The 22695-nt window shown below is 34.8% G+C and carries 16 protein-coding genes and 4 pseudogenes; 17 read left to right on the top strand and 3 right to left on the bottom strand.

The features are described from left to right. From ABDZ84_RS05455 to ABDZ84_RS05525, 15 genes and pseudogenes are all read left to right on the top strand, one after another. Nucleotides 1-1043 (top strand): thioesterase domain-containing protein (locus tag ABDZ84_RS05455; protein WP_343780491.1); only part of this gene is annotated, 1043 nt, incomplete at its 5' end. A gap of 334 nt (nucleotides 1044-1377) precedes the next feature. Then, on the top strand, nucleotides 1378-2064 hold the full coding sequence (locus tag ABDZ84_RS05460; protein ID WP_034679502.1) for a response regulator transcription factor: 687 nt from the start codon (nucleotides 1378-1380) through the stop codon (nucleotides 2062-2064). Beyond that, nucleotides 2061-3074 (top strand): sensor histidine kinase, encoded by a 1014-nt coding sequence (locus ABDZ84_RS05465; RefSeq protein ID WP_026682509.1) that lies wholly within the window; start codon nucleotides 2061-2063, stop codon nucleotides 3072-3074. Before ABDZ84_RS05460 ends, ABDZ84_RS05465 begins: the two co-directional genes overlap by 4 nt. A gap of 28 nt (nucleotides 3075-3102) precedes the next feature. Further along, nucleotides 3103-3849, top strand: coding sequence for a thioesterase II family protein (locus ABDZ84_RS05470; protein ID WP_026682510.1), 747 nt, complete (start codon nucleotides 3103-3105; stop codon nucleotides 3847-3849). Continuing rightward, nucleotides 3842-4537, top strand: coding sequence for a 4'-phosphopantetheinyl transferase family protein (locus ABDZ84_RS05475; RefSeq protein WP_026682511.1), 696 nt, complete (start codon nucleotides 3842-3844; stop codon nucleotides 4535-4537). Before ABDZ84_RS05470 ends, ABDZ84_RS05475 begins: the two co-directional genes overlap by 8 nt. Nucleotides 4538-4765: 228 nt before the next feature. Next, nucleotides 4766-5530 (top strand): ABC transporter ATP-binding protein, encoded by a 765-nt coding sequence (locus ABDZ84_RS05480; protein ID WP_026682512.1) that lies wholly within the window; start codon nucleotides 4766-4768, stop codon nucleotides 5528-5530. Then, nucleotides 5517-7442 carry an ABC transporter permease gene (locus ABDZ84_RS05485; RefSeq protein WP_026682513.1) on the top strand — a complete coding sequence of 642 codons (1926 nt, stop codon included), beginning with the start codon at nucleotides 5517-5519 and terminating at the stop codon, nucleotides 7440-7442. Before ABDZ84_RS05480 ends, ABDZ84_RS05485 begins: the two co-directional genes overlap by 14 nt. A 52-nt stretch (nucleotides 7443-7494) precedes the next feature. Further along, nucleotides 7495-10500 (top strand): efflux RND transporter permease subunit, encoded by a 3006-nt coding sequence (locus ABDZ84_RS05490; RefSeq protein WP_026682514.1) that lies wholly within the window; start codon nucleotides 7495-7497, stop codon nucleotides 10498-10500. A gap of 135 nt (nucleotides 10501-10635) precedes the next feature. Then, a complete protein-coding gene (locus ABDZ84_RS05495) occupies nucleotides 10636-11619 on the top strand; it encodes an ABC transporter ATP-binding protein (RefSeq protein WP_026682515.1) in 984 nt (327 codons plus the stop codon). After that, nucleotides 11597-12370 (top strand): ABC transporter permease, encoded by a 774-nt coding sequence (locus ABDZ84_RS05500; RefSeq protein ID WP_026682516.1) that lies wholly within the window; start codon nucleotides 11597-11599, stop codon nucleotides 12368-12370. Before ABDZ84_RS05495 ends, ABDZ84_RS05500 begins: the two co-directional genes overlap by 23 nt. 813 nt (nucleotides 12371-13183) lie before the next feature. Next, nucleotides 13184-13390, top strand: a complete 207-nt coding sequence (locus tag ABDZ84_RS05505; protein WP_026682518.1) for a hypothetical protein — start codon at nucleotides 13184-13186, stop codon at nucleotides 13388-13390. Nucleotides 13391-14073: 683 nt separating this feature from the next. Then, nucleotides 14074-14580 carry a matrixin family metalloprotease gene (locus ABDZ84_RS05510; RefSeq protein ID WP_051388428.1) on the top strand — a complete coding sequence of 169 codons (507 nt, stop codon included), beginning with the start codon at nucleotides 14074-14076 and terminating at the stop codon, nucleotides 14578-14580. A gap of 15 nt (nucleotides 14581-14595) precedes the next feature. Further along, nucleotides 14596-15213, top strand: a complete 618-nt coding sequence (locus ABDZ84_RS05515) for a hypothetical protein (protein ID WP_051388429.1) — start codon at nucleotides 14596-14598, stop codon at nucleotides 15211-15213. A 22-nt stretch (nucleotides 15214-15235) separates the two neighbouring features. Further along, nucleotides 15236-15676 carry a DUF4362 domain-containing protein gene (locus ABDZ84_RS05520; protein ID WP_051388430.1) on the top strand — a complete coding sequence of 147 codons (441 nt, stop codon included), beginning with the start codon at nucleotides 15236-15238 and terminating at the stop codon, nucleotides 15674-15676. Between the two features lie 196 nt (nucleotides 15677-15872). Continuing rightward, nucleotides 15873-16390: pseudogene (locus ABDZ84_RS05525) on the top strand (transposase); the annotation flags it as partial. A gap of 570 nt (nucleotides 16391-16960) precedes the next feature. Here ABDZ84_RS05525 and ABDZ84_RS05530 read toward each other — a convergent pair. The 3 genes and pseudogenes from ABDZ84_RS05530 to ABDZ84_RS05540 form a co-directional block, all read right to left on the bottom strand. Then, nucleotides 16961-18390, bottom strand: a pseudogene (locus ABDZ84_RS05530) (IS4 family transposase). Nucleotides 18391-18515: 125 nt separating this feature from the next. Continuing rightward, nucleotides 18516-18755, bottom strand: a pseudogene (locus ABDZ84_RS21455) (MFS transporter); the annotation flags it as partial. 585 nt (nucleotides 18756-19340) lie between these two features. Beyond that, nucleotides 19341-20489 carry an MFS transporter gene (locus ABDZ84_RS05540; protein WP_205388354.1) on the bottom strand — a complete coding sequence of 383 codons (1149 nt, stop codon included), beginning with the start codon at nucleotides 20487-20489 and terminating at the stop codon, nucleotides 19341-19343. Nucleotides 20490-20684: 195 nt separating this feature from the next. Here ABDZ84_RS05540 and ABDZ84_RS05545 point away from each other — a divergent pair, with 195 nt between their 5' ends. Beyond that, the gene (locus ABDZ84_RS05545; RefSeq protein WP_026682929.1) at nucleotides 20685-21533 is read left to right on the top strand and encodes a LysR family transcriptional regulator; all 849 of its coding nucleotides are present in this window, start codon (nucleotides 20685-20687) and stop codon (nucleotides 21531-21533) included. Between the two features lie 200 nt (nucleotides 21534-21733). Next, nucleotides 21734-22584: pseudogene (locus ABDZ84_RS05550) on the top strand (aminoglycoside 6-adenylyltransferase). The last annotated feature ends 111 nt before the right edge of the window (nucleotides 22585-22695 follow it).

Consider the following 22695-nt stretch of genomic DNA (forward strand, 5'->3'; position numbering starts at 1 on the left):
CCCTCACCGCTAATGGAAAAGTAGATCGAAGATCGCTACCAGAAGTCACGAATCAAGATCTCATTCAAGGAGAGTACAAGGCGCCAGAGAATAAAGAAGAGGAGAAGCTTGTCAAGATTTGGCAAGAAGTCTTAGGCATAAATGAAATAGGAACGGAGGATAATTTCTTTGAACTTGGTGGGAATTCGATAAGCTTCGTTCAACTTTTATCTAAAATAAGAGAATATTTTAAAGCAGGCATTGGTTTGGATAGTTTGTATACAAATGCAACGATAAAATCAATGGCAAAATTAATAAGAAATGAAGAATCTTCCTTTATCGTTGGGGAAGAGGATCTTCACTTATTAAATGGTAAAAAGGATCATAACATTTTTGCCTTTCCGCCTATTGGCGGCTTCGGAATGGTATATAATGGAATGGCAAATTTAATGGATACACATTCCCTATATGCATTCGATTTCATAAATTCTGATAATAGAATTGATCAGTATATTGAATTAATTCGAATGGTGCAGCCAGAACCACCGTATCAACTATTAGGTTATTCAGCAGGTGGGAACTTAGCATTTGAAATTACTGCAGAAATGGAGCGACAAGGATTAGAAGTATCCTATATCATCCTTCTAGACAGTTATCCAATCGAGGGAGCAACACTAAATAAAGCGGATACTACTAACTTATATGACAATATTATAAAAGAAGCGAAAACAAATCCTGCCTATCAAAAGTATCTAGAAAGAGATTATTTTAAGGAAGAGATTATCAAGAAGATTAAACTTTATTCGGACTATGTTAATAATCTAGTAAACCATCATATCATTGATACGACTATTCACTTCATTCAGGCTCAAAATGATGAGCATTACGTTAAAGATGAACTGTCTTTGCCAAAATGGGACGAGTTTACAAAGAAAGACGTATTAAACTATCAAGGCTATGGTAATCATGGTGATATGTTATCGGAACCATATTTAGAAAGAAATATGGAAGTAATTAACCAGATATTAACCTCTTTGCAAATGAAAGCTTTAAATACTAAATGATATTAGGAACTAGTAAAGGGCGAAAAAACAGGAATAAAGGGAAACTACAATCAGTTGGGGGGTATCCCCTACGATTGTAGTACCACAAGGGTATGACCTAAAGGACTTTGTTGAACCAATCGGCCATTTACCGGCAGTCGATCGCCACATATCCATATTGGTTTCACTTTTGAAATGGAGGTCTTACTGCCGGTTATATCGAGATAAATATATATTTCAATTTTTCTACACTATTTTAATCCATATTTTCATCTTTTTTGATTATGCTTTACAATACATATAAAAGTGTAATCGTTTAATCACCTAGTTGAGATTCTACTTAGGGAAGGTGAACATGTTGAAAGGTGTTTATAAATTATTAATCATTGAAGATGATGAAAACATGGCAAACGTATTGAAGACTCTCCTTGAAAAATGGAATTTTCATACAATGGTTTGTAATGACTTTGAAAATATTTTAAAAGTGTTTGAAAAAGAAGAGCCTCATATTATTTTAATGGACATTAATATCCCGTCTTTTGATGGATTTTACTGGTGTAAAAAGATTAGAGAGATTTCAAGTGTTCCTATAATCTTTTGTTCCTCAAGAAACAGTAATATGGATATTGTAATGGCTATCAATAATGGTGGAGACGATTATATACAAAAGCCTTTTGATAGTTATGTACTAGTTGCCAAACTGCAAGCAATTATTAGACGTACGTATGAGTATAAATCAGATTCCAATCAAATCATTGAATGTAAGCAGGTCATACTAAATTTAAGCGATACAGCGGTTTACCACCAAGATCAGAGGGTAGAGCTTACAAAAAATGAGTTTGAAATTTTAAAAACATTGATGGAGAATAAAGGAAAAGTGGTCACACGAGATCGATTAATGAAGAAGCTCTGGGATGATGATATTTATGTAAACGAAAATACCTTAACTGTTAATATTAATCGTTTACGAAGTAGATTAGAAGATATCGGTGTCGTGAATTATATAGTAACGAAAAGAGGAATGGGTTATATAATTCAATGAAGATACAAGATTATTTAAAAGCTCACAAGCTATGGGTGGTAAGTAACGTAATTGTACTTTTTATTGTTAATAGTATTTACATTAGTACTGTAGTAGAATATAGATCTTCTGATTTATTGTATATGAACGGCCTACTAATCATTATACAACTATCTTTTCTATTAATTGGATTTTGGCAACAAAAAAATAAATATAACAAAGCTATGAAAAGCTCGATGGAAGAACTAGAAAAAATGGCCATTCATGATGATGATTACATTATAAATATGCTCTATACTTTATTACAGCAACAACGATTTCAACACCAAAACAATGAAGAAGCGTTTAAAAAGAAAATCAATGAAATACAAGATTATATTACACAATGGGTTCATGACATTAAAGTTAATATAGCAGTATGTGACCTGCTACTTGATGAGACAGAAGATATAAAGGTAAGAGATTTACGAAATCAAATAGAGCAAATTAAATTTAGAGTAAATCAAACGCTATATATCACTCGAGCAAATCATTATAGTCAGGATACAGTTGCTGAAAGAATAGACGTTGGTCAAGTTCTAAGAATGGCAATAAAAGAGAATGCGCTTTTCTTGATTAATAAAGACATTACGATTAATACGGATTTACACCATATTACGGTTATTAATGATAAAAGGTGGGTTTATTACATTTTTACTCAAATATTAAATAATAGTAGTAAGTATACCCAAAAAGGGGGAACAGTACAGATTAATAGTGAAGAGGATGATCATGCATATTATATTTACATTAAAGATGATGGCATTGGTATTCCTAAAGAGGATTTGGGGAGGATTTTTGACAAAGGCTTTACTGGTAAAAATGGAAAAAACGTTACCAAATCTACTGGTATGGGACTTTACTATACAAAGAAAATATCAGAAATGCTTCAAATCGGTATAGATGTTAAGAGTGAAGAAGGAGAATATACAGCGTTTACAATTATATTTTATAAACTATCAGATTACTTCAACATAGCATCTAATGGTTAAAAGTTTAAGAAAAGGTGGGAGTTTCATAATGAAAAAGATAAAACTTTTCTGTATCCCATATGCTGGCGGGTCTGCTACTGTTTATTCGAAGTGGAAAAGATTAGTAAGTGCTAATATCGAAATCGTAGAAGTAGAATTAACAGGTAGAGGACGTAGGATAAATGAGGCTTTAATAGATAATATGGATGATATGATAGAGGATATTTATACGAGCATTAAAGATCAATTACAGGAACCTTATGCAATATTTGGTCATAGCATGGGTGGACTTATTACATACGAACTTTGTCAAAGATTAAAAAAGGAAAGCCATCAAGACCCCGTACATATTTTTATTTCCGGAAGAAAAGCACCACATATAAAGAATCCGTTTTATGATTATCACGATTTACCATTTGATGAATTTGTAAAGAAAATTGTAAATTATGGTGGAATGGAACGAGAGATTTTTGAAAATAAGGAGTTGGCTGAGATTTTTGTACCTATCCTACGAGCAGATTTTAAGTTGATTGAAACGTATGAATATAGCCAATCAAATCATCGTTTAGACTATGATTTTTCTATATTTCATGGCAATAACGATCACACGGTTCAATGGAATGACATAATACAATGGGATGAAATAATAAGTGGGAACAGTAAATATCATCGAATCCCTGGGGGACATTTTTTTATTAATGAGAATACAAGGCAAGTAACAGATATCGTTTGTAATGTTCTAGGAAATGAAATAAACAGCTTAACTAAAGGAATGGGGCCAACATTCAATGTGTGAAGTTTATGGTGTAAACATTGCACAAGGAATTGGTGACCAACCGTTTCAGCAATTATTAAGCATATTACCGTATGAAAAACAGAAGAGAATTAATCGATTTAAATTTGTTAAAGATGCGGAAAGAAGTCTAGTAGCAGAGTTATTAATTCGTTACCTCTTAAACATAAAGGGATTTACCAACGGTGAAATTCACTTTCAACTTAACCCATCTGGGAAACCATTTTTGCAAAATGTACCAAATATTGCATTTAATTTAAGTCATTCTGAAAACTGGGTCGTCTGTGCACTGGATAAGACCCCTGTCGGTATTGATGTTGAACATGTACAGTCTATTGATTTACAAATAGCAAATCAATTTTTTACGGATGTAGAATGCCATTATATATTTTCTAATTCTTCTGCTCAGCTGGATAGATTTTATGAAATATGGACGATGAAAGAAAGCTATATAAAAGCAAGGGGACATGGGTTATCCATTCCATTGGATTCATTTTCCATAACCGCATTAAATAATAAATTTAAGATTGAGGTCCATAATACGATAAGTAAGTATAATGTAAAACTAATGACAGTCGATCCAAAATATAAGCTTGCACTATGTTCGATGAGTAATAATACTCCTGCACCTGTTACCGTTATACCCCTGGACAACTTAATTACCAATCATTTGCAAGATAGGTTATCTTAAGGGAGAAATGATCTCCCTTATTTTAGTTTCAACCTCAAATTTCTGGTTATGCATATAGATGTCCCTCCTTTGTAGTCATTATCCTCCTTACTTTAATTTAAAATTCTAGAAAACTAACATAAATGTCACATAACTATTTAAAATGTAACCTAAATCGATAGAGAGTGATTTTATTGCGAATTATAATAAAATTAAAACGTAATTAAGTTGGGTTGGAGGTTGAAATCTTTGAAAAAAATAGTAGAACTATCCAATGTAATTAAAGAATACGGTAAATCAAGTAATTCTTTTCGGGCATTAAAAGAAGTAAGCTTCGACATTAACGAAGGAGAATTTGTTGGCATTATGGGGCCATCTGGTTCAGGTAAAACTACATTGCTTAATATTATGTCTACAATTGATAAACCTACGTATGGAAAAGTCTTACTAGATGGTAAGGATTTAAATGAATTTAAAGGAGAGAATTTAGCTGGGTTCCGAAGAGATAATATTGGTTTTGTTTTTCAATCCTTTAATTTATTAGACAATATGACGGTAAGAGATAATATCGCCTTACCACTTACTTTAAATAATGTAAGACATGAAATTATTTTACAAAAAATTGATACGTTCACGAAGCTATTAGGGATCTCCGACCAAATGGATAAATATCCTGTTGAATTATCTGGAGGTCAAAAACAAAGAGTAGCTATCTGTAGAGCTCTAATTACGGATCCAAAGGTTATTTTTGCAGATGAACCAACTGGAGCATTGGATTCTAAGTATTCATCTGATGTGTTAGAGTGCTTTAAAAATGTTAATAGTAGGTTAGGGATCACCATTATTATGGTAACACATGATTCCAATGCAGCCAGTTACTGTGATCGTGTAATGTTCTTAAAGGACGGAAAGATGCACGGTAGATTAGATAGTAATGGTAACAAACAGGAAATGTTTACAAAAGTATTAGATATGCTTGCTATCCTGGGAGGTTCGGATAATGAACTCCTTTAGAATTGCTTTTAAGCTAATGCGAAACAATTCTAATATCTATGGTCTGTATTTTTTAGTGTTAGTAGTAACAGTTGCTACTTACTATAATTTCGCGGCCATTCAGTATAATGATAAATTTGTGGAATTAACCGAAAGAGTCCAGTCTGCTGTAGTAGCTAGTTTCGCCTCTGGATTTGTCTTGATATGTACAGTTGTATTTTTTATGTGGCATGCGAACAGTTTTTTTATAAAACAGCGTCAAAAAGAAATTGGGCTTTATATGTTGATGGGAATTAGCAATGCTAGAATTGGCAGAGTATTAGCGCTAGAAGGTTTGTTTATTGGTGGATTAGCTTTTACTGTTGGCTTGATCATTGGTATCTTATTTTCCAAGCTTTTCTTTATGTTATTAAGTAAGGCAATGTTTTTAGATGTTGTATTACCATTCAATATTTCAATAGAAGCAATTATACAGTTAATATTGGTGTTTGGGGTTATCTTTATCTTACTGGGAATTAAGAATTATAGTGCTATCAAGAAGAAACAGTTAATCGATATGTTACATGCTACGATAGAAAAACCTGCTAAGCCAAAATATAGTCTACCTAAAGGTATTCTAAGCATTTTTTTAATTGTAGCAGGCTATTTCATTGCACTTAATATTAAGCCTTGGCAATTAGACTTATTGCTTGCTGCGGTAGCGATCGTGTTTTTAGTTAGTCTAGGAACATACTTATTTTTTGGAAGTTCATTAACAGTCATTTTAAGTAACTTAATTAAGACAAAGCGTTTTATTTATAAGGATGTAAGACTAATCAGTATAAGCAGTATTTTTTTTCGGTTAAAGGAGAACTATCGAAGTTTAGCAATGACAGCAATTTTGGCAGCGGCGACCGTTACAGCATTTAGCGTTAGTATTTCATTTAATCAATTTGCAAATAGTCACGAAGTGATTGAAACACCTTATAGTTTTAGCGTTGAGAGTGAATCCCCAGATACTAATGAATTGGTTAGAGAAGCTGTTGAGTCTTCTGAACATAGCTTAAAGGGAGTTCATGATCTGCATTTTTTTATTGGAAAGGTCCATTATGATGATTCCCGTAATGAAGTGGATAAAAATAATGAAGCTATAATTACGAGCTATTCACAGATGGAGAAAACACTGGAGTATTTACAGTATAAAGGTAGAGACAATCTGTTAGATCAGATTAAGCCATCTCAAAATGAAGCGACATTTATTCTAAATCCTAATACGATTGCTTCTCCTATGAATATTCTCGGAGATAAGATGAAGATAAATAAAACTGATTTCCAGATTGCAGAATTTACCCAAGTTCCATTTATAGGTAACAATAGTAAGTATGGACGAATGAACGTGTATGTTCTCCAAGATCAAGATTATGAAAGACATGTTCAAGATTTTGAAGAACTAACGCTTACTGGAGTAGACATCACCAATCAGGAGAACAGTAGTGAGTTAATTAGTAATATCAAACAAATAATTCCTAATGGGGAGCAAATGCTTTATGAGAATCCGAAACAATATATCTGGGAGTACTATGCTTTAGGAACATTGTTTTTCTTAGGTTTAATTATTTCGATTGTATTCATGCTTGCGACATTTAGTACGATTTACTTTAAGTTTTTAAGTGATGCTTTTTCTGATAAAGAACAATATGCGATGCTTAAAAAGGTTGGCATGAGTAGAAAAGAAGTCCAGCGTTCGGTTAATTTAACGGTTGGAATTGCATTCTTAATCCCTATCATAATTGGTATTGTCCACAGTGTGGTAGCGATGAAGGTATTGGAGCAAATCATGAGTGTGAAATTTACCTTCCCGCTTTTACTAGGGGTAGGTTGGTTTGTTTTTGTCATGACCTTCTTTTATAAAGGTATTATCAGAAGCTATACCAATATGGTCTATAAAGATTAAGCTTTTTATGGCCTAATTTCACAAAACAACATTGCAAAGGGGAGTTTTAAAGATGTCTTGGTTTACCAAATGGTCTTTTGCCAACAAAGCGGCTGTAACTCTAGTAACCTTAATTGTTCTGATATTGGGAGTCCTTAGTTACTTTAGGATGCCTATGGAATTCTTGCCAAAAGCGGAAACACCACAGATTAGAATCATCGCAATGGGGCAGGGTGTTAATTCTAAGTCGATGGAAACTGATGTCACAAGTCCGATTGAACAATCAATTGCAGCGGTAACTGGAAAGAGTGGAGTTCTTTCAACAACTGGTGATGGTTACAGTAAGATTGATGTGTTTTTTGAATATGGAACAGATATGGATCAAGCAAGACAAGATGTACAAGAATTAGTAGATTCGGTATCTTTACCTAATTACGTATCAAAACCTTCTGTAACAAAGCTGGATACGTCCTCTATTCCAATTTCCTTTGTAGCAATAACTTTTAAAGATGGTATCACAGCAGAAAATCTAGACTTTGTAAAAGAAAAACTGGAGCCAATATACAGAGATACAGAAGGAGTAGCAGAAGTACAAATACAGGGAGTTGAAGATTCCTTTGTTTCAATCCAATTAGATCGTGAAGAATTAGATGAATTACAAATACCAGTTCAAACTGTTATTGAGGCTCTACAAGGGCAGGATGGGTCATTTGCAGTAGGAGAAAATATCATTGAAGGTAATGCTAGTAATATTACAGTAGTTGGTAATATAGATAGTCTAGAAGACCTTGAGAATATTACTGTATCAAAAAATGTTCAGCTCGAAGATATTGCTATTATTCAAAAAACTAGACCAGGAGATGTTATTAATCGATTTAATGGGGAGGATAGTATTGAATTTACCATTGTTAAAGATAGTACATCCAATGCAGTGACACTTAGTGAAGAGGTCGATAGCATAACAAAAGAAATAAGTGATAAATATGATAATTTAGAAGCTACTGTGTACCTGACTACAGCGGATATGGTCAAATCATCGGTACAATCGATGATCAAAGAAGTTCTTATTGGCGCTCTATTTGCAACAATTGTAATTATGCTATTCCTTCGGAAAATTCGTTCTACCTTTATTACGATTGTTTCAATACCATTATCACTATGTATTACATTAATTTTATTATCCCAATCAGGAATTACGTTAAATATTTTAACACTCGGTGGTGTAGCTGTAGCAGTTGGGCGTTTAGTAGATGATAGTATCGTTGTGATTGAAAACATATTTAAGAAAATGCAACAAGAAAAGTTCTCGGTAGGGATGATAATTGATGCAACAAGGGAAGTAGGCGGAGCAATTACTGTTGCAACTTTGACAACTGTCGCTGTTTTTTTACCGATAGGGCTAGTGAATGGGAGTTTACAAGAATTTATTTTACCATTTGCCTTAACAATTACGTATTCGTTACTTGCTTCATTACTAGTTGCATTAACAGTCGTTCCGCTTATGAGTGCAGGACTATTAAAAGGTTCAAAATTAACAGAGTATAAACCACCTGTCCGATTTAGAAAGGTTGTTAACTGGTCATTGAGCCATAAGTTCATCACGTTAACGATTGCTTTATTATTATTCTTTGGTTCAATCGGTGCATATTTCGTAATGCCAAAAGGAGTAGTGGATGATTCGAGTACAGATTATATACAAGCAACATTAAAATATCCCTCTGATACTCCGCTTAAAAAGGTAACAGAAAGCACATTGAAGCTGGAGTCGAAAGTTCAGAAAATAGAAGGAGTTAAACATGTTATCACCTATTTGGGTAACTCGAGCTCTGCCGTTCAATCGGGAGTCGTTAAGTCGCCTACAGAGGCACAGGTGAGAGTGTTACTTTCAGATGAAGAAGAGGTTGATCGTATAATGGAGGAGATAGAGCAGCAACAGGATTTATTTTCGGGCGCTGATTACAGTGTAGTAGCAGCTTCTTTCCTTGGATCAACAGCAACAGATATTAATATTGATGTAACAGGTGATAATTTAGAGAATATTGAAGATGTTACAAATGAAATAGTCGAACAGATTGAAGATGTAGAGGGAATTGAGGAAGTCACAACAAACCAACAAGAGAAGAAAAGCGTTTATTCGTTTGAAGTGAATTCTGCTAAAATCAATACTGAGCAAGTGGCATCTCAACTAGGCATATTATTAAATAAAACACCAATTGGGACGATTGATCTTCAAGGTGAAAAGACTAATATTGTATTAGAACCATTGCTGAGCACTGAAACAGAAGAGGATTTAGAGGATATCTCGATATTAAGTGAAGACGGCCCTACACCTATTACCGAAGTAGCATCGTTAAAGAGTGAGCGTACAGCTACCAATCAGTATCATAAAGATGGCGAACCATTCTTACAAGTAACGGCAAAAATAGATCCAACAAAACTATCCGAAATTAATGCAGATATTCGTACTACTATATTCGGAGATGGCGAGAAAAATGGGATTAAAATTCCCGAAGATGTTGAAGTATTTATTGGTGGAGCTAATGTCCAACAATCAGAAGACTTCAATGATCTATTCATGACGATGGGCATTTCCATTGGCTTAGTATTTTTAATCCTTGTTGTAACTTATAAAGGGATTAAAACACCAATTGCGATACTCATCACATTGCCGCTAGCATTAATTGGTTCCATTGTTGGCTTATTAATTACAGGAATTTCAGTAGATACGACCGTATTATTAGGGGCATTAATGCTCATTGGTATCGTAGTGACAAACGCAATTGTCTTATTAGATCGCGTAAAACAAAATGAGAAAGCGATGAGTATAAGAGAATCCTTATTAGAAGCCTCACAACGGAGATTACGTCCGATTATCATGACAGCTATCTCCACAATCAGTGCCATGATTCCACTGTTATTTGGAACAGCAGAAACAGGAAGCCTTGTATCAAAAAGCTTAGCAGTTGTTGTTATTGGAGGATTAACTATATCTACCTTATTAACGTTAGTAGTGATTCCATGTGTTTACGAATTATTGCATACCAAGGAGAGAAAAAGATCAGTTATAGAAAAGAATTAAATATAGCTTTTTGTTAGCTAATGGAGAAAATGATATGACGATTTATGAAAGAGTATCATTTTCTCTTTTTCAGAACATTCGATATAATGATGAAGAGACAAGGTCGTATAATAAAAAGCAGAAGGGATGGTGAAGATGGAAGCCATAATTGAAGTAAAAAACCTTAAAAAGGTCTATAAAAAAAGAAAAACGAAAGAATCTCTAATAGCTGTAGATGATATTTCATTTTCGGTTAATCGGGGAGAGATTTTGGGTCTGTTAGGTCCAAATGGTGCAGGAAAGTCTACTATGATTAAGATGATCTGTGGACTTCTTATTCCAGATGATGGCTCTATTATAGTAAATGGCATTAACACCCAAAAGAAGCGATTGGATGCGCTACGCCATATAAGCGCAGTACTTGAAGGGAATCGTAACCTGTATTGGCGTCTATCAGTAAAGGAAAATTTAGAGTATTTTGCTGGAAATAGAGGACTTTCTAGTAAAGATATTGCTGAACAAATTGAAGGCCTTTTGACCAAGTTTAATCTAAAAGACAAAGAAAATGAATTAGTGAATCGACTTTCGCGCGGAATGCAGCAAAAACTTGCCATTGCAGTTGCAATGCTTGCAGATAGCGAGATTATTTTACTGGACGAACCAACTTTAGGACTTGATATTGAAACAAGCTATGAGGTTCGCGAACTATTGAAGTCAATTGCCAAAGGGTATAACCGAACTATTATTATCAGCTCTCATGATATGGATGTCATTCAAGCTATTTGTAACCGGACTATTGTTATTAACTACGGAAAAGTAGTTGCAAATGATAATGTGGAAAACCTACTACGTTTGTTTGAAGTTCGCTCCTACAAGATTCAACTAGGTGATCATTTGACTGATCGGCAGTATAAGATGTTGGTAGAAAAGTTTCCAGGGCTAGAATACATACCAGATTCCATACAATCTACAATCGAGGTTGATCTAAATCATAGTAAAGAAATTTATGATTTGTTTGATGTATTGAAGCTTGAGCATATCCCGGTTGAGACAATTGATAGACAAACAGTTAATTTTGAAGAAATCTTTATGAAAATTGTAAAGGGAGAGAAAGAATATGCGATGGTATATCCTTCTTAAGACAAATGTTCGTAAAGAGTACATAGAGCTAAAACGCTATCTACCTAATACCATAGCTATGCTACTTACTTTTTATTTCATCTTTTTAGCAATGTTTTTAGGTATTCAAGTAATTGGGGATCCTGGTACTCAGGATGTAAACACGCAATATATTATTGTCAATTATGTTTTTTGGTTTTTGACGGTAATGGTTATAAATCAAATTGGCTTTGATATCATCAATGAATCCATGCGAGGTACACTAGAGCAACTTGCTATGTCACCTATGGGGATATGGAGAATCATGACTGCTAGACTTGTTGCCACAACAATACTGAATTTTATAATTGTCGTTATATTATTACTCATGTCTATGCTAACTACCGGACAATGGCTAAATATTGATGTGGTGACTATAATCCCAATTCTAGTATTGACACTTTTTAGTATGTATGGGCTAGGCTTAATTATTGCAGGTATTTCAATAGTGTTGAAACAAGTACAAGCTTTTCTCCAAATTTTACAGTTTATTTTAATGGGGTTAACGTTTATTCCATTATCTGTTGCACCTATCTTATCTTTCTTTCCATTTGTAAAAGGTGTGGATTTAATGCGAAGTGTGATGATAGAAGGCTTAACTTTATCCTCTATAAATTTGGGGGATATAGCAATATTGCTTATTAATGCGATTATTTACTTTACTTTAGGCTTAGCAACCTTTCTTTGCTGTGAACGGATAGCAATGAAAAAAGGATTGCTGGCACAATACTAACAGCTAAAATCAGTAAGTAAATAAGATAGAAGAAAAACTAGAATGCAGCCAAATGTATTTTAGTTTTTCCTGTGTCCTTTATTATGAAGGCGGAAAAGTAAAAGGTAAATTTATTTCAAAAGATAACGGTAAAACATGGGAATTTTCAATGGAGGTACAGCTGAATGAAGCGAAATAGCACGAAACAAAAATGGATAGGCTGGATGTTATTTCTTTTTACAATTGCCTTTTTTGTTTACAAATAGGATATTTGATTGTTCACGATAGGTTTCAAGTAGAGTATATTGATAATAGATTATTTTATATGATTAATATTGTCTGTGTGGCCTGTTTATTTCTTGCAAATATTCTATTGCTGCGAATCACTAAACGATTCAAAATAATAGGTTCTAGTATCATATTCCTATTTATCGCTGTTCATGTAGTACTTCTAGTAGACAGTAATAAACAAGTTAACAATATAACAAGTGTTTCACCTGACTTTAAACATGTACTATCTATTAAAAAAATGTTGAGAGTGGATCAGCCGTTTACTATAGGTCGTATGGTATTTTAGCTCGTCCAAAAGATAGCTTACCAGCCGAGATAATTGGCGATTTTAAGGTAGATTGGTTAGCTAAAGATATCGCAGCCGTTACTTATAAAACGGCAGACAACTCGATACAGCAATTTATAGCCACATATGGGGATCGAGGTGATGGTACAAGCTATTATTATGTTGGTGCACAAATTCACGGGAATTGGCAAGGTGATAACATTAAAGTAGTTAGTAACCAAGAAGGGATCTCTGTTACACAAGCTAATCAAACAGAATTGTTTACATGGGACACTATTGAACAGTTTGGTACACTTGCAGTTGTTTTGAAGAAAAATAACGAAGCAGCTTGGACCATTTCTTTGAACGAGAATTTTGAAGTTGATTCTGCTGCCTCCCAATCAAATGTTGGCAATATTCGTTTATATAAAGCAATCTTAGAAGAAAATCAGCCAATTACGCTCCACTATAAATCTTCAAACTAAAATTAATTGTACTATTAGTGATCCCTACATTACTTTTTAGATGTAAGTATGCTACGTAATACGTAAGATTATATATAAATATTTGTTGCACCTTGTTAGGATGAATTATAAAAATAACCAGAACGATTAACGGTCTAAGCTCTATGACAAACAGGGCAAAGGCCAATTAATCGTTATTTTTTTGAAACCAATTGGAGTTCCATTATTATCATAAACTATACTTTTATCAAACAAGATTTCTAATACTTTTGCAAGATCTTCTACTTCTTTTTCATCATAATTGTCAGCTTCAGAAGCACTTGCAGAAATACTACTTACATTTGTAATTAAAAATCGTTCAGAAACAGACAGGAACCTACAAAGTGTTGATTTATGGCTAACTACACGCTTTTTCGTAGTTGGCCATAAACTACAGTTTGTGGTTATCGGCTGTTTTAGAGGGAAGCGAGAAGCCATAGAGTTGTAAGTTAGCGTTCTTTGATAACTTACAACTTATGTGCAGACCTTTAGGCAACCCCCCTAAAAAATTTAATTTATTTGATTATTCTTGCAGGTTTGAAAAATTTTAGGCAGAAGTTATTATATAGGTTATTAATGTCGAAATTAAAAAGAAAGGGGGAATAGCCCTTCATTACCACGACAATAACCTTAATAAATGTTCTACTTTTAAAGGAGGAATTAAAATGAATAGAAAGAAAGTTATAAAGATATTGGCAGCACTTTTTATTTTACTATCAATCCCCACTTATTCTAGCGCATACGTACTTAATGGAAAATCTTTATCAAATAGATTAGATGCTTATTATTGGATAGATGGAGATTTCAATAGTAATAGAAGAGAAGTTTTATATGGCATATTAGCATGGAATGACACAAGCCAAATACAATTCAGAAAAGAAGCCGGGGTTCCAGGGGGCGGGGATGTAATGGTAGAGTATGTAAACTATTATAACGGCGATATTTATGCTGTTAGTAAAGGACGTGGGCATATTATGGTTTATAAAAAATGGAAAAACATAAGCTCATATACACAAAGGAAAGAAGTCATAGTTCATGAGGTAGGTCATGAAGCAGGTTTAGCTCACACCCAAAAATCTAACAATAGTATCTCTGTAATGCGCCAATACGGTTTTAATAATAAAGCATATCCTTTATCAGACGATAAAGCTGGACTTCGAGCTAAATATTAAAAGGGGGTAAAAGTTATGAAGAAGATTACTAGTGTTTCGCTTATCCTAATATCTTGTCTAACAATAATGGTTTTTATAATTAGTAAATCGAATGAAGAAAAAAATATTATTCAAGGTAAGTCTTTAGATAATCTTTCCACAACTGAGACTTTAGTATTTGAAGCGAAGACAGATGGATTTGAGTCACTAGATGAATTAGAAAGTAATTCAAAAATCATTCTACGAGGAAAGAAAATAGGAGAAGAAAGTCCAGTAATTTATAGATCGGAAGTAGACGGTTCAGTAGCAGGTGGCTATACAGTAACTAACTTTAAAATATCAAAGGTATATAAAAATGAAACAAAAAATAAGAAGATTAAAGAAAAAGAAGAAGTTAATATAGCAGAAAATAATTTTTTTGATAAAAAAACAAACAAAACATACAGTTTTAATGGATATAAAAAAATGAATGTGAATGAAGAATATCTTTTATTTTTAACACCAGAACAAGATGGAGTATTTGCTACAAGAGGAGTCACTTTTGGTAAAATACCTTTAGAAACCAACAAAATTGAAGTTTTAAAAGACACAGAAGAACCTCTATCTTTGAATTTGCAAAAAATATTTAGTGAAGCAAGAAACCAATACAAATAATTTAAGTCATGAGGGAGATAACGTGAGAAAAACTATACAGTTAGTAATTATACTTTTAGTGAGCGTAAACATTATAGGTTGTTCTCAATCTTCAAAATATGATTCAAAAGAAGCGATAAAAAAGGGTGACGTTGTATACAGTGGAGATAACGTATACAACCTAGATATTTTTTTAAAATTTCTAGATAATATTCATAGCAATAAAAAAGATTCTATTCGAATAACTAGTTATACAAACGAAGGAGACCCTATATTTCAGGACTTGAATTTTGATGGAAATGTAATAAATTATAGTTATGATAATAGGTATGATGATTATGGAGGGGGTGATGTAGGAGTAAAAAAAGACGATTGTGAAAACATAAAGAAAGAAAGAAAGAAAGATGGAAAAATAGAATATTTCATCGTAGGTTGCTCAAAAAAACCTAATGATAGTTACTTACTTATTCGTACAGATGAATAAAAATAAACTTGAAGCATGATAGGTTGTTTACCAGAGGATATACAAATCTTCAATGTATTTTTAATCATAGATGTAAGCTAGCATAAATGCAGGAGTGTAATATTAACTGTGTAAGTAAGAAATGCGTACGGTTTCTTACTCACACAGTTGTTTTTATTTGGTAAAATAAAAACATAAAGCTAAAGGAGTGTTTTAAATGGGAAAACCTAAAAGAGATCCTAACTCCGTAGAATTAGCTAACAAGATTATTGAACAGTATCAACCAAAGTCTGTAGAAGGTTATGCAACATGCATTAAAGGACATATTTGGGCTATGGATCAAAGGAGAAAAAGAAACAAACAATAAACGGAATGGGTACGGAAAAAAGACAGTCAAAACGACTGCTGGCGAAATGAATATTGCCATACCTCGTGACCGTGTCATTTGAACCACAACTTATTCCCAAGCGCAAAAGAAATGTTTCTGCCATCGAGGATAAAGTCATCTCCATGTATGCAAGAGGAATGTTCCAGCGAGATATTTCGTCCACTATCGAAGATGCCTATGGTTTCTCTGTGTCTCATGAAATGATATCCGAAATTACCGATACAGTGCTTCCTGATTTAGAAGAGTGGCAAAGTCGCCCTTTAAGCAACTGTTATCCTTTTGTGTTTGTAGATTTCCTTTATACGACGATACGTAATGACTATGAAACAAAGAAATACGCTGTTTATAGGGGTGGTGTCAGCTTCGCTGGCACTACCCCTACTGCAAAAAGGATATTCAATAATCATTATCATCACGCAATAGAGGTTGTGAATTTGCATTCCTATAGGAAAGGTGAGGTATCAAAGATCATAGAAGAATTAAATATCCTTTTGATCAAATAAATATTCCTTTAGCTTTGTATACAGAAAAACCCAAGTTAGTAGATTACTACGAACAACATGGATTTATAAATTATGGAAGTTGTGGAGTTCATAGAGAATATTTTATGGTTAAATGGCCAGAGTCGTTATAGAACATGGAGAACAGAGGTTTAATGCTAATAGACATTACCAGCCTTTAGACCATTAAATAAGACTTAAACCAATAACATAATCCAAATTCCTTAACATACAAGAATTTGGATTTATCTATATAGAAATTTTCTTAGCGTACAAAATTTCCGAAATGGTGGCAGTACCCCATACCCATCAAGTTAACGTCGCTGATTCATAAAGTCGGTCCCTTTCCACAAGACAACCGTTTAGATTACGAAATAATGGCATGCCAAATAAACCCGAAACGGGGTCATTTTTTTGCTATGCAGCTTTCCCGCTGGACATGGTATACTGATACACGACACCCAAAATATCAAAGACCGTTTTTTTCTCATATCGATGGGATTTACGCCCGTTTTTCTGTAGGAGGGTAAACAGGCGATGCAGCGTCTTTGATAGCTCTTGGGTGTTTTTTTGTATTGCTTGAAACAAAAGTAAGAAGTAATCTTTAATGATATAAATGGCTTTATATTCACTGAGTTCCCGTTTTTTCTTGATAAGAAGTAGCTGCCTAATTTGAAACATGGTAGAAGAACAGAGAAGGATGGCAATGAGTTGGCCATAAAGGTGACATTCTAATCGATCTTGTTTGATCTCTTTACACTGATCCACTTCAAAGAAGGATTTCCATGTTTTAAAAAGTAGCTCAATTTGCCAGCGAAGGGAATAAAGATCGTGAACGTGTCCCGCCGGGACTCCTGGGGTGGCATATTGGTGATGTATACATTCATGGCACTCAATCGTTTACTTCGTTCTTTCATGACAATCCCCTTCTTTTTCTCTTTTAACGCTTGATCTTCCCATCTTTTTCGGGTTTGTTCCTCTGTAAGTCGGTGAATAATAACTCGAGTTGGCAACTTTTGATACATGCCAATATAAACGTCTGAGATTTCATAGGTTTGTCCTGGTTTTAGTTGATTCATGGTCTCCTCCATATCCAATTGAATATATTCAGTTCGTTTTTTGATCAAACCATTTTTGAAGTATTCGGGATCAGGATTCTTCAAATATATCCGATTATTTAATTTTAAGCGAGAGATGTAGTAGGCTCCTTTCTCATCTATTTGATAGAAATCGTTCAAGTCAAAATAACCTAAATCGCGTATACATAAATCGCCTGATTGCACCGTTTGTAAGCAAGTGGAACCGTAGGTTCGATCGTTTTCTTTACCTGGTCCTGAGTGAACGTGCATGAATTGGCCGCTGAGAAGATCATATTCTAATTGAATCTTTACGCCAGCTGTATGGCTACTGCCTCCAGATCCTTGATAGGTTGAGGCAAATACATCTGGAAGTTGAAAGGTCGTAGAATCCAAGATTCGTATACGATGAAAATGAGAAGCATAACGATAGGGAAGAGTCTGAGAGGTAAATAGTTTATGAGTTAGCAAGGAAGTGAATACGCGACGTAAAAGTTGAACAGCAGAAGAATTAAATCGTTGATTGAGCCCTTCAGGACTCATCAAAACTCCCGTTGAGGATTCTAAACAACTAGATAGCTGCGTTAGAGAAGTACTCGCTACTTTTTGGCTTAACCACGCGCATAGCGCAACTAAATCTTTGGCTTGATACTTGCTCGTCCTTTGAACAAAACCGACTTCCTTGGCTAACTGTTGAAGAACTTGAGGAGACAAAGATCGTTGTAGTTCCTGTGAAAAGAGAGTCAATTCATCCGAAGTCTCGCAACACATAAAAACACCATCCTTTTCCATATATTACTAAAAGGATAGCGCTTTTTCCGTTTTGGGGGTAGTAACTTGTCTTAGCTTGATGGGCATGTGGCAGTACCCCCTTACTATTCTTTCTACAATTTTATTTATAATACCCTCCTACTAACAATACAGCCAGAAGCAATTGGAAGATATGAAGGTGTTAGTCCACCAACCATCACGATTCCTCCAAGTGCAGATCCCATGGAACCACCTAAGTAATTAGCTGAGCTGTTTAAAACAACTACAGCTGGTCCGTGTTCTGGCTGTAGCTGAAGTAATACATGCTGCTGTGGGGCCAATGAAGCCCAACCCATTGCTCCCCATACCATGAAGGGGAGAAATGCTAGAAAAGTAATTCCAAGCACCAATGGTAAACTAAACATTGCTAATGCTAATAGAGCAAGTATTCCACCTATAATCCAGCTTGGACGTCCTATTCGATCAATAAGCGTCCCAATAGATAAGTTTCCGATAACACCACCAATTCCCCATGCCCATAAATATGGTGTTACTTTTGGTACACTTGCAGTTGTTTTGAAGAAAAATAACGAAGCAGCTTGGACCATTTCTTTGAACGAGAATTTTGAAGTTGATTCTGCTGCCTCCCAATCAAATGTTGGCAATATTCGTTTATATAAAGCAACCTTAGAAGAAAATCAGCCAATTACGCTCCACTATAAATCGTCAAACTAAAATTAATTGTACTATTAGTGATCCCTACATTACTTTTTAGATGTAAGTATGCTACGTAATACGTAAGATTATATATAAATATTTGTTGCACCTTGTTAGGATGAATTATAAAATAACCAGAACGATTAATGGTCTAAGCTCTATGACAAACAGGGCAAAGGCCAATTAATCGTTATTTTTTCTTCACTGTCTATTCATAGTTTCTTATTATCTACTTCAAAAGGTCTTACGGCATGTTACTTCTTTCGTTGTTTATTTATTATAAGTATGATCAATTGCCCTAGAAAAGCCACTAGTACAAGGCAGCCAGAAGCAATTGGAAGATATGAAGGTGTTAGTCCACCAACCATCACGATTCCTCCAAGTGCAGATCCCATGGAACCACCTAAGTAATTAGCTGAGCTATTTAAAGCAACTACAGCTGGTCCGTGTTCTGGCTGTAGCTGAAGTAATACATGCTGCTGTGGGGCCAATGAAGCCCAACCCATTGCTCCCCATACCATGAAGGGGAGCAATGCTAGAAAAGGAATTCCAAGCACCAATGGTAAACTAAACATTGCTAATGCTAATAGAGCAAGTATTCCACCCATAATCCAGCTTGGATGCCCTATTCGATCAATAAGCGTCCCAATAGATAAGCTTCCGATAACGCCACCAATCCCCCATGCCCATAAATATGGTGTAACTTGATGAATTTCCTGTAAATCTTGCAAGATTGGAGCAATATACGTGTAAAGACCTAAACTAGCGAGGGCAGCAACAAACGTTATGCCCACTGTTGCTGTGACACATCCATTAGTCATCATTGCAAAACGTTGGCGCAATGAAGCTGGTTGTGAAGCAGGAATGTCCGGAAACCAGAGTATAATCCCGATCATAGCAATAATGCCGAGTGTAGTAATTAACCACAACGTACCGTGCCAACCTATCTCTGTGGCCATAATTAATCCAAGAGGAACCCCTATGACTGTGCCCAAACTCATACCACCTAATACCGTACCTAAGGCACGTCCACGTTTTTGAGGAGGAACTAGTGCGGCTGCTGCGGCTGTTGCAAGCGGTGAATAGAGACCAGCTCCAATACCTGCAATTGCCCGAGCCAATAGTAGCAGGGGGAAATTCGAGGCAAGTGCACTCAATGCATTACCTAATGAGAAAATAACTAGTGCGATAACTAATATTCTTCGAGCTGGTTTGCCCGCTAATAATGTTGCGAAAACGGGGGCTGCAAGTGCAAAGCAGAGGGTAAAGACAGTGACTGCCTGTCCTGTCTGTGAGTCGCTAGTCTTAAAGGTTGCTCCGATATCAGGTAACAAACCAGCTACTACATAAGCATCAAATCCAAGCGTAAACATTCCTATAGTGAGAAGAAAAACCATTCTCATTTTACCCCTCCTTAAATGTCTCAGTATAATTTGTCAATGCTAATCAGAGTGGGATATAATTTTTTTGTTATATCGATATGTTATAATGATGGAGCGATTGACATTTGAAATAATATCATATCGATAGCCTCAATAGAATAATCAATATCTTAGAAGGGTATAACAAATAGTTATAACAGATGTGGGGTAAAAGAAATGAATACAGTGTGGATGCAAAGCTTTATAGAAGCTGCAAAGCAAAAAAGCTTGTCTAAAGCAGCTAAGGAAAATAATATATCTCAACCGGCATTGAGCAAACATATACGAAATTTAGAAAATGAACTAGATGTTGCGTTGTTTTACAGGACCTCTACGGGTATTGAGCTTACAGAAGCTGGAGAACGTTTTCGCTCTCGAATTTTACCTGTTATTACTGAGCTAAACGCGATCCGTCAAGATTTACGGCAGTTTTCACGAACTTCACCTATAGCGATAGGAAGCCTGCCTAGTCTAGCAACCTATTATTTGCCACCAATGATTAAGAAGCTTCAGTCTTTAGCCCAACCAGCAACGCTAATGATTCAAAATACTTCAAATGAGCTTGTACAATCATTAGAGGAAGGGAGACTTGATGCAATCTTTATGGATACAGTAAGTACAAGGGAATCCCTGTGGAGTTGCGAATTATTTAAGGAACCTTATTATGCGGTGTTTCCATTAGATCATCCGTATCGTTCTAGAAAAGCGGTCAAACTTGCTGAGTTATGCGAGGAGCAGCTTATTGTTCATCAATCTCCTTGTGATACAAGGAGTCGTATTATGGAGCACATGGAATTGATAGGGCAAAAACCTACTATTATTAGCGAGGTGGCTTTTGGTGATTTTATTTACGGAGCTGTAATAGCTGGAATGGGGATAACGATTGTTCCCGAAATAAGTGCAGAGCATATTGATCGTCATCAGCTTTTTGCTTTACCGATTATAGATTTCGGAAACGAGCGGTCGATTTCATTGGCCACCCGAAATGCTAAACTTGGATCACAACTTTATCAATATTTTTGTTGACATTGATTTCTTATATGTTTCCGTTAGGAGTGTAGCAGGCATTCTTACGTGTTTGGATACAAGTAGATAAGTAGTTTTAATTAGAAAGGTGAAAAATTCAGCACATTATAAGATATAATGGTTGAATACAAGTTAGATAAGTAAAATGATATATTCAAGATTAGAGATGGATGAATGAAATGAGAAGCGAGCAGGAGATAATGAATTTGATTATAAGGATTGCTAAGAATGATGAGCGTATTAGGGCTGTTTATATGAATGGCTCGAGAACGAATCCAAATGTTCCAAAGGATATTTTCCAAGATTACGATATCGTTTTTGTTGTGAGAGAAACATCTTCATTCATCAATGATGACAATTGGATCTCCAAATTTGGTAATCTATTAATGATTCAAGAACCTGATAAACTTGACAAAGGGATTGGTCAGGATAAGAATTTTGACGATACTTATGCCTATCTAATGCTATTTACAGATGTGACCTACGCCTTCAAACAGTTGATGTGATGAATCATACTTATACGAATGATAAGCTTACTCATCCAGTGTTGGATAAGGATAATATTCTGCCATCGATTCCCTCGCCATCTGATATCGACTATCATGTAAAGAAACCTACACATGGCCAGTTTGAAAGCTGTACAAATAATTTTTGGTGGTGCTTGCAAAATGTTGCCAAAGGAATATGGCGTGATGAACTGCCTTATGCAAAATTAATGTTTGAATATACCACAAGAGATTGTTTGGATAAAATGATTAATTGGTGGATTGGTATGGAACATGATTTTGGAGTGTCGACAGGGAAACTAGGAAAATATTTCAAGTACTATCTCCCTTCAACCTATTGGAAGATGTATGAAGCTACATATTCTAATTCGGACTATCAACAGATGTGGCATTCCATGTTTACTGCTTGTGAATTATTCAGGGCATTATCGTTAGATGTAGCTACATACTTTGGGTTCATCTATCCAAAGACGGACGATAACAACATAACCAAATTTCTAAAACATATTAAAGGATTACCAGCAGATGCAAAAGATATATATTAAATTACGAATAAATAAGAAAATTATTTGAATAATGGTATAACTGCATAAGTGTAAAGAAAGGAATGATTACTATGATCAATAAGCTAAATGGTATTAAAAAGGAAGCATTTG

The sequence above is a fragment of the Virgibacillus salarius genome (assembly GCF_039521925.1).
In the GTDB taxonomy this organism is placed as follows: Bacteria; Bacillota; Bacilli; order Bacillales; family Amphibacillaceae; genus Virgibacillus; species Virgibacillus salarius.